The sequence below is a fragment of the Streptomyces sp. NPDC030814 genome (assembly GCF_055572155.1).
Genome location: NZ_JBVIDX010000048.1, coordinates 1 through 12,428 on the forward strand (window position 1 = coordinate 1; position 12,428 = coordinate 12,428).

General features: G+C 68.9%; 11 protein-coding genes. 4 read left to right on the top strand and 7 right to left on the bottom strand.

Features of this window, described 5'->3' with window-relative positions; genetic code table 11:
* Positions 1-284: 284 nt before the first annotated feature.
* Complete coding sequence (locus ACZ43N_RS41970) at positions 285-737, bottom strand: hypothetical protein (RefSeq protein ID WP_468105050.1); 453 nt, start codon at positions 735-737, stop codon at positions 285-287.
* 138 nt (positions 738-875) lie between these two features.
* Between ACZ43N_RS41970 and ACZ43N_RS41975 the strand changes: the two genes are divergently transcribed.
* Positions 876-1,847 carry a diacylglycerol/lipid kinase family protein gene (locus ACZ43N_RS41975; protein ID WP_468105107.1) on the top strand — a complete coding sequence of 324 codons (972 nt, stop codon included), beginning with the start codon at positions 876-878 and terminating at the stop codon, positions 1,845-1,847.
* A 318-nt stretch (positions 1,848-2,165) separates the two neighbouring features.
* Positions 2,166-2,423 carry a WhiB family transcriptional regulator gene (locus ACZ43N_RS41980; protein ID WP_003992873.1) on the top strand — a complete coding sequence of 86 codons (258 nt, stop codon included), beginning with the start codon at positions 2,166-2,168 and terminating at the stop codon, positions 2,421-2,423.
* A gap of 245 nt (positions 2,424-2,668) precedes the next feature.
* Here the strand turns inward: ACZ43N_RS41980 and ACZ43N_RS41985 are convergent, their stop codons facing one another.
* Together ACZ43N_RS41985 and ACZ43N_RS41990 are read right to left on the bottom strand one after the other, a co-directional pair.
* A complete protein-coding gene (locus ACZ43N_RS41985) occupies positions 2,669-4,144 on the bottom strand; it encodes a sensor histidine kinase (protein WP_468105052.1) in 1,476 nt (491 codons plus the stop codon).
* A 575-nt stretch (positions 4,145-4,719) separates the two neighbouring features.
* Entirely contained in the window at positions 4,720-5,352 is a 633-nt protein-coding gene (locus tag ACZ43N_RS41990) for a TetR/AcrR family transcriptional regulator (protein ID WP_468105054.1), read from the bottom strand.
* 98 nt (positions 5,353-5,450) lie between these two features.
* On the opposite strand from ACZ43N_RS41990, the gene ACZ43N_RS41995 reads away from it, so the two are divergent.
* Together ACZ43N_RS41995 and nagB are read left to right on the top strand one after the other, a co-directional pair.
* Entirely contained in the window at positions 5,451-6,200 is a 750-nt protein-coding gene (locus ACZ43N_RS41995; protein WP_468105055.1) for an SDR family oxidoreductase, read from the top strand.
* 145 nt (positions 6,201-6,345) lie between these two features.
* Complete coding sequence (gene nagB / locus ACZ43N_RS42000) at positions 6,346-7,131, top strand: glucosamine-6-phosphate deaminase (protein WP_468105057.1); 786 nt, start codon at positions 6,346-6,348, stop codon at positions 7,129-7,131.
* 151 nt (positions 7,132-7,282) lie between these two features.
* Here nagB and ACZ43N_RS42005 read toward each other — a convergent pair whose 3' ends face one another.
* The 4 genes from ACZ43N_RS42005 to ACZ43N_RS42020 all read right to left on the bottom strand — a co-directional run bounded on the left by ACZ43N_RS42005 (position 7,283) and on the right by ACZ43N_RS42020 (position 12,185).
* Complete coding sequence (locus ACZ43N_RS42005; protein WP_468105059.1) at positions 7,283-8,815, bottom strand: glycoside hydrolase family 3 protein; 1,533 nt, start codon at positions 8,813-8,815, stop codon at positions 7,283-7,285.
* Positions 8,816-8,822: 7 nt separating this feature from the next.
* Positions 8,823-9,665 carry a carbohydrate ABC transporter permease gene (locus ACZ43N_RS42010; RefSeq protein ID WP_468105061.1) on the bottom strand — a complete coding sequence of 281 codons (843 nt, stop codon included), beginning with the start codon at positions 9,663-9,665 and terminating at the stop codon, positions 8,823-8,825.
* A complete protein-coding gene (locus ACZ43N_RS42015) occupies positions 9,662-10,648 on the bottom strand; it encodes a carbohydrate ABC transporter permease (protein WP_468105063.1) in 987 nt (328 codons plus the stop codon). Before ACZ43N_RS42015 ends, ACZ43N_RS42010 begins: the two co-directional genes overlap by 4 nt.
* Before the next feature lie 259 nt (positions 10,649-10,907).
* Positions 10,908-12,185, bottom strand: coding sequence for an extracellular solute-binding protein (locus tag ACZ43N_RS42020; RefSeq protein ID WP_468105065.1), 1,278 nt, complete (start codon positions 12,183-12,185; stop codon positions 10,908-10,910).
* Positions 12,186-12,428: the final 243 nt, after the last annotated feature.

Genomic DNA, 12,428 nt, shown 5'->3' on the forward strand with positions numbered 1-12,428 from the left:
CCCACGGCTTCGGCCGCGCCACCTCGCACCCCCGGATCATCGGTCCCGGAGTGATCCAACCACCTCGGAGATCATTTCGTTAGGACTTCTAAGGGCTGTCCCGTCATCCCCGGCGGGCGCACGACGCCGGCCACGGCACTCGCCGCGTTGTCGGAACGCCCGCATACATCCCGTATGCGGACGCCCCTCCGCCTTGCGATGCTCACCCACTGCCTGAACGGCGTGGGAGGTGCCCCCAGCATCCGACGCCGTGCGCTGATCCACCGGGGATCACGGGACAGCCCTTAACGCTTCGTCTCTTCCGCCCGGCCAGGCCCTTGGATCCCGAGGGCCTGAGTCGTCGCCGGGTTGATCAGCAGTACCAGCGCCGCGATCGCGACCACGGCCAGGACGATTCCCGCCGGGATCGCCGCGCTGTCCGCCTGGAGCAGGTTGTACGCCACCGGCAGCGCCATGATCTGCGTGATCACGGCGGGCCCCCGGCTCCAGCTGCGCCGCAGCAGCAGTCCGCGCGCGGCGATCAGCGGCAGCAGGGCCAGCGCAATGAGGGTGATGCCCCCGGTGACGCCGGTGCTGAGGTCGCCGGAGTCGCCGGTGAAGCCCAGGACGAGCATGGCGCCGCCGCCGACCAGCAGGGCGATCCCCTCCAGCGCGGCCAGTGCCGCCGCGGCGGTCAGCCGGCCGGGGCGGGGCTCGGTGTCGGAAGCGTCCGGCGTGGGGTTCTGCTGAGGGCTCACCCCTGAAGGGTAGCCCCGGCACCGGGACGCACCCCGGCCGCCCGTACGCCATCACGTGCTCCTCGTCACTACACGATCTCCCCCTTGATCCGCACCTCGGTATGGGACGAGTACCGCTCAGTAGGTACGCTGCAACTCATGCGTGCACTTCTCGTGGTCAATCCGGCAGCAACCACCACAAGCGCACGTACGCGCGATGTCCTGATCCACGCACTGGCGAGCGAGATGAAGCTCGAGGCGGTCACCACCGAGTACCGCGGCCACGCCAACGACCTCGCCCGCCAGGCGGCCGAGGGCAAGGACGACATCGAACTGGTCGTCGCGCTCGGCGGTGACGGCACGGTCAACGAGGTCGTCAACGGCCTGCTGCACCACGGCCCCGACCCGGACCGTCTCCCCCGCCTCGCCGTGGTTCCCGGCGGTTCCACCAATGTCTTCGCTCGCGCCCTCGGTCTGCCGAACGACGCCGTGGAGGCCACCGGCGTCCTTCTGGACGCCCTCCGGGAGAACCGCGAGCGCACGGTCGGTCTGGGCATGGCCTCGGGCACCCCGGGCACGGAGGACGAGGCGGTGCCGTCCCGCTGGTTCACATTCTGCGCCGGCCTCGGTTTCGACGCCGGTGTGATCGGCCGGGTCGAGCAACAGCGCGAGCGCGGACGGAAATCCACACACGCTCTTTACCTGCGCCAGGCATTCCGGCAGTTCCTGGAAGAGCCCCACCGCAGGAACGGCACGATCACTCTGGAGCGGGCCGGCGAGGAACCGATTTCCGATCTTGTGCTGTCCATAGTCTGCAACACGTCCCCGTGGACGTTTCTCGGCAATCGCCCGGTGTACGCGTCGCCTAAGGCCTCGTTCGATAAAGGCCTCGACGTGCTCGGCCTCAGCCGGATGTCGACGGCCGCTCTTGCCCGGTATGCCACGCAGTTGCTCACTTCGTCCCCCGAGCGGGGACCCCATGGCAAGCACGCCACCACCCTGCACGACCTGACCGACTTCACCTTGCATTCGAAGGTGCCCCTCCCCCTCCAGATGGACGGCGACCACCTCGGACTGCGTACGAGCGTGACGTTCACAGGCGTACGCCGTGCACTGCGTGTGATTGTGTGAGCGGAACGGGCAAAAGTCCTTCCACTCGAACGTTTAGGCCAGGATCCACCCCATGGAAGTACGGCTGTGACACAGTCGACACCGAGGAATCAAAAAAAACTTTCCGGAAGGGGTTGTATCCGCCGCTGAGGTTTGCGAGTCTCTACGTGGCGCTCGGGACAGCCCGCAACACCGGCTCAAGCAAGCGCCAGAACCCCTCCTCAAATCACAGGACCACACCAGTCCGCCTGGTGATCGGCCCTTCACTTGTTGAGGGATTCGTGAAAGCGTTCACATTCACAAGCAACGTGCATGTAATACCAAGGAGAGGTAGCAGCCATGGACTGGCGTCACAACGCCGTTTGCCGCGAGGAAGACCCCGAGCTCTTCTTCCCCATCGGCAACACCGGTCCTGCGCTGCTGCAGATCGAGGAAGCCAAGGCTGTCTGCCGTCGCTGCCCGGTTATCGAGCAGTGTCTGCAGTGGGCGCTTGAGTCCGGCCAGGACTCCGGCGTCTGGGGTGGTCTCAGCGAGGACGAGCGCCGCGCCATGAAGCGCCGCGCCGCCCGCAACCGGGCCCGTCAGGCCTCCGCCTGACAATCCCACCCAGCAATAGCCTGAGCTTGGCGGCGCGTACAGCGAGTACGCATCTCCCGCCCCCGAGCCGCAGCGCGCAGTGCCCCCGGTGCGCCTAATCAGCGACGAGACTGAGCCCCGGACCACACGATGGTCCGGGGCTCAGTGCTGTTCGCCATGGGCCCCGCAGCCCTGCCGGGGGCGCTCTTTGTCCGTACGTCGACCCGCACGACGGGCCACGAGGGATGCACTCCCCGAGCGCGCCGCTACTTCTGGGCGCGCACCGGAATGTCGAGGATGACCTGGGTGCCCCGGTCCGGAGCCGGGACCATGTCGAAGGAGCCGCCCAACTCGCCCTCCACCAGGGTCCGTACGATCTGCAGGCCGAGGTTGCCGGAACGGTGCGGGTCGAAGCCCTTGGGCAGACCCACGCCGTCGTCCTGGACGGTGACGAGGAGACGGCTCTCCTTGGTGGTCCCGCCACGCACGGCCGACACCTCCACGGTGCCGGTGTCGCCCTCCCGGAAGCCGTGTTCGAGGGCGTTCTGCAGGATCTCGGTGAGGACCATGGACAGCGGGGTGGCCACCTCCGCGTCGAGGATTCCGAAGCGTCCGGTGCGCCGGCCGGTGACCTTGCCCGGTGAGATCTCGGCGACCATGGCGAGCACCCGGTCGGCGATCTCGTCGAACTCCACACGCTCGTCCAGATTCTGGGACAGCGTCTCATGCACGATCGCGATCGATCCGACCCGTCGTACGGCCTCTTCGAGGGCCTCGCGACCGCGTTCGGACTCGATGCGCCTGGCCTGGAGGCGCAGCAGCGCGGCAACCGTCTGGAGGTTGTTCTTCACCCGGTGGTGGATCTCCCGGATGGTCGCGTCCTTGGTGATCAACTCGCGTTCACGGCGGCGCAGTTCGGTGACGTCCCGCAGGAGGACGAGCGAGCCGATGCGCGGACCCTTGGGCTTGAGGGGGATCGCACGGAACTGGATGACACCCTCGTTCGACTCGATCTCGAACTCACGTGGCGCCCATCCGCTCGCCACCTTCGCCAGCGCCTCGTCCACCGGACCGCGGGACGGGGCGAGTTCCGCGGTCGTACGGCCGAGGTCGCAGCCCACGAGGTCGGCGGCGAGACCCAGGCGGTGGTACGCGGACAAGGCGTTCGGGGAGGCGTACTGGACGATGCCGTCCGCGTCGAGCCTGATCAGCCCGTCTCCGACGCGCGGCGAGGCGTCCATGTCGACCTGCTGGTCGGGGAAGGGGAACGCGCCGACGGCGATCATCTGGGCGAGGTCGGACGCGCTCTGGAGATAGGTGAGTTCCAGCCGGCTCGGGGTCCGTACGGTCAGCAGGTTGGTGTTGCGCGCGATGACCCCGAGGACCCGGCCCTCTCTGCGGACGGGGATGGACTCGACCCGTACGGGGACCTCCTCACGCCACTCGGGGTCGCCCTCGCGCACGATCCGGCCCTCGTCGAGCGCGACGTCCAGGAGGGGACGACGGCCGCGCGGGACCAGGTGGCCGACCATGTCGTCCTGGTACGAGGTGGGGCCTGTGTTGGGGCGCATCTGGGCCACGGAGACGTAGCGCGTGCCGTCGCGGGTGGGTACCCACAGGACGAGGTCGGCGAAGGAGAGGTCGGAGAGGAGCTGCCACTCCGACACCAGCAGATGCAGCCACTCCAGGTCGGAGTCGCTGAGAGCGGTGTGCTGGCGGACGAGTTCGTTCATGGAGGGCACGTGTGCGAGCGTACCTGGCGGTACGGACATGCCTGGAAACGGTGGGCCGCGCCCCGACTGGACCTCGGCCCGAGGGCGATGGCCCCCGGCCCCGGAAGCACCCGCGGGCCGCGGCGCCTGAGAGGGACCCTCAACCCTCCCGGCACCGCAGCCCGGAGCAACATCGGCCGTGGGGTGTGCGGTCCCATCGACCGAAGGATGAGGAGCCGGAGCAGTCAGGGCAGAGAGCGCCGGTTCCTCGGTCCGTCCTCCTGTGCGGGGAAGACGGAGGCCTGTGTTGATCGCCAGTGATCGTCAGTGATGAGGCGCTGATCGATCAGATGACCTACCACGCCATTCTTGACTAGACCACTGCGTGTGTCCATGCGTTGGCGGGTGTTTGTTGTTGTTCCCTTCCCCCGCCGTCCGTCAAGGGCGGGGGCGGGGACTGCCCGCAGCGTAGCCCGGTTCGGGAGCCCGGCGGGCCGGAACGCCGGGGCAGGCTGCTTCGGCGGCGCGGCATATCGGGGCAAGCCGGCGCTTCGGGGGCGCTGTGCAGGGGGCGGCCGGCCTTGCGGCGCGGCGGGCCGCGAGCGTCAGGCGCGGACCGGGGCGTCGGTGCGGACGGGCCGGGGCCAGCTGGTCATGGCGAGTTCGGCGACCGCCTCCAACTCCTGCCTGGTCGCGCCGTCCCGCGCCTGCTGGGACATGCCCTGGATGATCACGCCGGTGTGCCGGGCGAGCGCGGAGGCGTCTGTGCCGGGAGGCAGTTCACCGGCCACGATGTCCGCTCGTATACGGCTCTCGAAGACCGCGATCCACGCGTTGCGTCGGGCGCGCAGGGATTCCTCCACCTCGTGGCTCGTGCAGTTGGTGGCCGCGTGGATGACCAGACAGCCGTGGGGGTGGGCAGGGTCCGTGTACTCGACGGCGGCCTCGCGCAGTATCCGCTCGACGGCCGCCCGTGCCGTGGGTTCCTCCTCCAGGGCCCGGTCGGTGAACGAGCCGTAGCGGCTGCCGTACTCGCGGACCACCTCCTCGAAGAGGGACTGCTTGTCACCGAACGCCGAGTACAGGCTCGGGGCCCCGATGCCCATGACGCGGGTGAGGTCGGCGACCGAGGTGGCCTCGTAGCCGTTCTCCCAGAACGCCAGGATCGCCTTCTCCAGGGCGGTCTCACGGTCGAAGGAGCGGGGACGGCCGCGCTGCTTGCTCTCCTTGGTCACCATGAGAAGGATTTTATAGCGGGCACTAGACAAACGTCAGCGGGCCGGTCTACCGTGATTTTTGTAGCGACCGCTAGAAAAATTCGGAGGGGGGAACCGTCATGGGCGTGCTCACGGACAGGACGGCGCTGGTCACCGGGGCAAGCAGGGGGATCGGACGAGGCATCGCCGAGCGACTGGGACGCGACGGCGCACGGGTCGCGGTGCATTACGGGAGGAACGAGGCGGCCGCGAAGGAGACGGTGGCCGCGATCGAGGCCGCGGGCGGCTCCGCCTTCGCCATGGGGGCCGAACTCGGCCCGCCGGGAGACATCGAGGCCCTGTGGGAGGAGTTCGACCGGCACGCGGACGGGCTGGACATCCTGGTGAACAACGCGGCGATCGGCAGCTCCCGCCCGATCGAGGAGATCGACGGAGAGGAGTACGACCGGCTCTTCGCGGTGAACGTGAAGGCACCGCTCTTCCTGGTCAAGCACGGCATGGGCCGGCTGCGTGACGGCGGCCGCGTCATCAACATCTCGTCGGGGCTCGCACGGACCGCCGCGATGCCTCACCACATGGCGTACGCGATGACGAAGGCCGCGCTGGACGTCTTCTCCCGCGACCTGTCGAAGGTGCTCGGCCCGCGAGGCATCACGGTGAACTCGGTGGCACCGGGTCTGACCGTGACCGACAACACCGCCGAGTTCCTGGATACCGAGGCGGGCCGTGCGATGGCCGAGGGGATATCGGCGCTGGGCCGGGTGGGATCAGTGGACGACATCGCGGACGTGGTGGCATTCCTGGCGTCGGACGAGAGCCGGTGGGTGACGGGGAGCTGGGTGGACGCCACGGGAGGCTCCTTGGCATAAGGGCCGGGCTCGCGACGATGGAAGAGGGGCCACATCCACGTGATGCGGGACACACCTGCGCGAACCCTGCTCTGCTAGATTGGTCTAAACCACACAGTTCTTCCCACTCCCATTCGAGTCCTCTCTCCAGATCGGCAGGCCCAGCGTGGAAGTTGTCATCGTTCCGGATGCCAAGGCGGGTGGCGAACTCATAGCCGAGGCGATGGCGCAGTTGCTCCGGCGGAAGCCCGACGCGCTGCTCGGCGTCGCCACGGGGTCGACCCCGCTGCCGATCTACCAGGCTCTGACGGCGAAGGTGCGCTCGGGCGCCGTGGACGCCTCGCGGGCGCGGATCGCTCAACTCGACGAATACGTGGGGCTTCCGGCCGACCACCCCGAGTCATACCGCTCGGTGCTGCTCCGGGAGGTGCTGGAGCCGCTGGGACTCGGCATGGACGCGTTCATGGGCCCGGACGGCACGGCGGAGGACATACCGGGGGCCTGCGAGGCGTACGACAGGGCGTTGGCCGAGGCGGGCGGTGTGGATCTGCAGTTGCTCGGGATCGGGACCGACGGGCACATCGGGTTCAACGAGCCGTGCTCGTCCCTCGCCTCCCGGACCCGTATCAAGACCCTCACCGAGCAGACGCGGATCGACAACGCACGGTTCTTCGACGGGGACATCGAGCAGGTACCGCACCACGTCATCACCCAGGGCATAGGCACCATCCTGGAGGCGCGCCACCTGGTGCTGCTCGCCACCGGCGAGGGCAAGGCGGACGCCGTAGCGGCGACCGTGGAGGGGCCGATGGCGGCGGTGTGCCCGGCATCGGCGCTGCAGCTCCACCCGCACGCCACGGTGGTGGTCGACGAGGGAGCCGCGTCGAAGCTCAAGCTCGCGGACTACTTCCGGCACACCTTCGCGAACAAGCCTGACTGGCAGGGCATCTGACACGGCTGGGGATGCGCCGAGGCGCCACGGCCCGGGAAGGAGGGGCTGTGGCGCCTCTGTGTTGTGCGGCTGCGGCTTGCATGCCCGGCCTGCCGCCGCGGAGGACGGCTCCCCGGTACGCCGCTCCGGGGCCGTCGGCCGGCGCGGCGCGCTACCGGGCGCTCATGATGACCTCGGCTGCCGCTCTTCCGCAGACCCTTGCCGCTCCATGGGTGGCGAGGTGGAGGGCGCCGCGGGGCGGGGACTGGGGGACGCCCATCTCGACGACGATCGTGTCGGGACGGGTGGAGAGGAGGACGTCGAGGGCGTCGGTCATCCAGGGGTGGCGGTGCTCGTCACGGACCACCGCGACAATACGGCGGGTGCCGGCCACCGCGAGGGCGGAGGCGCCGGCGCTGTCGCCCGCGAAGGTACCGGTCTCGGTGCCGGGGAGGAGACGGGCCAGTTCCGCGCCCACGCCCCAGGGGGTCTCGTCGCCGACGGCGATGTTCGCCACCGGGGTGAAGGCCGCGACGTACAGGGGTTGGACGGGAGGCTCGTACGGCAGCCGGGCGAAGGTCGCCTTCAGCGCGCGTCGGGCGGCGACGAGGCCGATCTCGCCGAGGTCCACGCCCATGGCGTCCACCCCCCGGGCCGCCGCTCCCCCGGTCGACCGGCGGGTCCACTCGGCCAGGGCCCGGACCCGGTTCGCCGCGTCCGCCAGACGTTCCTCGGGAAGGGTGCCGGTGCGTACGGCGGCGACCAGGGCGTCGCGCAGGCGCCGTACGGTGTCGTCGTCGGCGAGGCCGCCGCCCACGCAGATCGCGTCGGCGCCGGCGGCGATGGCGAGGACGCTGCCGTGCTCGATGCCGTAGGTACCGGCGATGGCCCGCATCTCCATGCCGTCGGTGACGATGAGGCCGTCATAGCCCAGTTCGCCGCGGAGGAGGTCGGTGAGGATGCCGTGGGACAACGTCGCCGGGCGGTCGGGGTCGAGGGCGGGGACGAGGATGTGGGCGCTCATGATGGCGCGGGTGCCGGCGGCGATGGCGGCGTGGAAGGGAGCCAGTTCGCGGGCCTCGATCAGGGGGCGGTCCGCGTCGATGCGGGGCAGGGCGAGGTGGGAGTCGACGGCGGTGTCGCCGTGGCCCGGGAAGTGCTTGGTGCAGGCGGCGACCCCGGCGGCCTGAAGCCCGGTGACATAGGCGGCCGTGTGGCGGGCGACCAGGTCGGGCTCGGCGCCGAAGGACCGCACGCCGATGACGGGGTTCGCCGGGTTGGAGTTCACGTCGGCGGAGGGGGCCCAGTTGAAGGTGACGCCACATGCGGCGAGACGGCGGCCGAGGGCGAAGGCCACGTCCTGGGTCAGGTCGACGTCGTCGACGGCGCCCAGGGCGTGGTTGCCGGGGAACGAGGAGCCGGTGCGGACCTCCAGGCGGGTGACGTCGCCGCCCTCCTCGTCGATCGCGACCAGGACGTCCTCGCGCTCGGCCCGCAACTGGGCGGTGAGGGCGGAGAGTTGTTCGGGGGAGGTGATGTTGCGGCCGAAGAGGCCGACGGAGGCGAGGCCCTCGCCGAGGCGCCGCAGCAGCCAGTCGGGCGCGGTGGTCCCCGTGAACCCGGGCTGGAGGACCGTCAGCGCGTCCCGGGTGAGGCCGTCCTGCCCCGAGGGGGAACCGGTCGAGCCGGTGGCGAAAGTCGTCATCGGGTGGTTATCCCTTCACGGCGCCCGCGGTGAGGCCCGCGGCCATCTTGCGCTGGACGAGGAGGAAGAGGACGACGATCGGCACGGCCATCATGGTGGAGCCGGCCATCATCGGGGCGTATTCGGTGCCGTGCTTGGTGGTGAAGTTGCCCAGCCAGACGGTGGCGGTCTGGTTCTGCTGGCTCATCAGCATCAGGGCGTACAGATACTCGTTCCACGCCTGGATGAAGCCGTAGACCGAGGTCGCCACCAGGCCGGGCGCGAGCAGGGGGAAGACCACGCGGAGGAAGGCGGTGGTGCGGGAGCAGCCGTCGACCATGGCGGCCTCCTCCAGCTCGCGCGGGATGTTGACGATGAAGCCGCGCAGGGTCCACACCGTGAACGGGAGGATGAACGTCAGGTAGGTGATGACGAGGCCGGTGAGGCGGTCGTACTGGCCCAGGTCGTTCAGGAGCAGGAAGACCGGGATGATCATCGCGACCAGCGGGACCATCTGGACGGCCAGAATACCGACGATCACCACTTTCCGGCCGCGGAAGGCGAAGCGGGAGATGGCGAGGGCCGCCAGCATCCCGACGACGATACCGATCACGACCACGGTGAGGGACACCACGAGGCTGCGGCCGACGGGGCCCCAGAAGTCGGCGATGTCCAGCGCGCGGCCGAAGTTGGAGAAGGTGATGGACGTCGGCAGGAGGCCGGGGTCGGGGTCGATCGCGTCCTTGGCCGGTTTGAACGCGGTGTTCAGCATCCAGTAGACCGGGAAGCCGGCGGTGACGAAGACGAGGAGTCCGAGGAGGTTCCAGCCGAGCCTGGACCCGCGGCGGCCGGAGGCAACGGCTGTGCTCATTCGACCTCTCCGATCTTCAGCATCTGGCGCATGTAGACGCCGATCACACCGAGCAGCAACAGCACGGTGAGGAGGGCGATCGCGGAGCCCTGCGCATAGTCGTTGACCACGAAGGCCCTGTCGTACGAGTAGGTGGTGAGCAGTTGGAACTCGGCCTCCGGGTGGCCGTTGCGCATCACGAAGACCTGCGGGAAGACACCCATGTCCCAGATGACCGAGAGGGTCGTGAGCATCACGACGATCGGCTTGAGGATGGGGAGGGTGACATAACGGAAGACGCCCCAGGCGCCGGCACCGTCCAGCCGGGCGGCCTCCTCCAACTCCTTGGGCACCTGGGTGAGTCCGGCGCTGAGGGTGATGACCACGAACGGCACGGCGCCCCACACCACCAGCAAGGTGATGACGGCGAGTCCTTCGGGGCCGCTCGCGAACCAGTTGTGGCCGATCATGTCGACGCCGGGAAGCTTGCTGAGGAGCGCGTTGAAGATGCCGTAGTCGGAGTCGAAGAGCCACTTGAAGACGGTGGTGGCCACGATGATGGGCATGCCCCAACTCGCCACGAGCGCGATGTTGATGAGGGTCCTCACCCAGCCGGAGACCCGCTGGAGCAGCAGCGCGATCAGCATGCCGATGACCATGGTGAAGATGACGCAGGCGGCGGCGAAGACGACGGTCCGTGCGACGACCGTCCAGAACTCGCTGTCCCCCAGCACCTTGGCGAAGTTGTCGAAGCCGACCGACTCCGCCGGCTGGAAGCCCCACAGCTGGGACTGCCCGAACTTCTGGAAGGAGAGGGTGACCAGACGGACCAGGGGATAGCCGAGGACGACGGCGAGGATCAGCAGGCAGGGGGCGAGGAGCGCCCAGGGAACCGCGGCTTGGCCGGAACGCCTGGTGCCGGAGCCGACGGCGGCCGGCGGCCCTGGCGGCACCTGCCGCGGTGGCGGCACCTTGATCGGAGTGGTCGTATCTGCGGCACTCATGGCGCGCTCCTAAAGCAAATGAAGAGGGGGGCCGATCAGCGCCCCGCCGGCCTCGCCCCGTCAGGTGCCGGGCGGTGAAGCACCCGAAGGCGCGGGGAACTGCGCGACCAGCCACGGCGCACGGGCGGCGACCCCACGACCCCTAGCGGCACTGTCGCGATGCACCCGCCGGCTCGGCTCGTGGCACACGTCGGTCGGGCTCGATGGCACCCCCGGTCGGGCCCGGCGCCGTGAGCCGGGTCCGACCGGGGGTCGACCGTCACTTGGTGTTGATGACCTTGTCGATCGCGGCGTCCGCTTCCTTCGCGGCCGCCTCGACCGTCTTCTTGCCGGTACCGATGTTCTGGAGCATGGTCTGGAGGATCTGGGCCTTCTCGACCTGGCCCCAGCCGGGCGCCATCGGGACGAACCAGTTGGACTCGGCCGCGGTGGCCGGGACCGCCGTCGCCGGGTCGTCCTTGAGGGTGGCGAGGTCCGTCTTGTTGTTGGGCAGGTTGCCCTTCTCCATCAGCCCCTTCTGGCCGGCGGGGCCGGTGAAGGCGTTGATCCACTCGGCGGCGACGCCCTGCGCGTCGGACTTCACGGGGACAGCGAGGTCGGAGCCGCCGAGGAAGACGGGCAGGTTCTTGCCGGACGGGCCGGGCATCACGAAGTTCTCGACATGGCCGGCGAGCTTGCCGGTCTTGTCGTTCTCCTTGGCCGCGGCGGTCGCACCCTCCCAGGCGGGGGCGAAGATCATGCCGGACTTGCCCTGGCCGTAGACGATGTAACGGTCGGACTCGTCCTTGGTCTTGTCGCCGTGCATGTAGCCGTCGACGACGTGCTGGAACTCCTTCAGACCCTTGACGGACTCCGGGGAGGAGAGGTTGGCCTTCCACTGGCCACCCGACTCGACTGCTATGGAGCCGCCGGCGTCGTAGACGAAGGACATGGCCGCGTACCAGTCACGGGTGGGCTGGTACCAGGCACTGAACTTGCCGCCCTGCTTCTTCTGGACCTTGTCGAGGGCGGCGGTCAGCTCGTCGTACGTCTTCGGCGGGGACTTGACGCCGACCGCGGCGAAGACGTCCTTGCGCCAGTTGGCGACGCGGCCGCCGGCGTAGTACGGGACACCGTACGTCTTGCCCTCGTAGGTCACCGAGGCCTTGAGACCGTCGAGCCAGGCGCCGGAGTTGTCGAACTGCGCCGCGTCCAGGGGGGCGAAGGCGCCCTTGACCATGTAGGCGAGCATCTCCGTGTTGCCCATCTCGACGACGTCGGGGGCCTTGTCGGTGGCGAGGACGGCGTCCAGCTTGGCGTTCTTGTCGGGCCAGCCGTAGTACTCGTGCTTGATCTTGATTCCGGGGTGCTTCTTCTTGACCGCGGCGTCGGCGGCCTTGACCAGTTCCGGCCAGTTGTTCTGCGCGTCCACCGTGAGCCAGACGGTCAGCTCCTTGGTGTCCGCAGCCTTGTCCGAGCCCCCGCTCTCTCCCCCGCACGCCGCGATGGAGACCATCATGCCCACGACACAGATCGCGGTTGTCAGCTTGCGCTTCACGCCACCCTCCTCAGGGATGCCATTCCTCAGGGATGTCACAAACCCCCCTGCTCCCCGCGGTGACAGACGTACCGCCCATGGGGCCGGGACCTGGACCAATGGTGTAGACCAGTACGCCGGAGCTTGGCTCAGACCAATCGGTGTGTCAAGGGTGCGCGAACCCGCTCCCACCAGCCGTTATGCGACCTACATATGCAAGAACCTTTATGTAAGAAGGCAGCGAAAACCGAGCGGTTGAGTCAC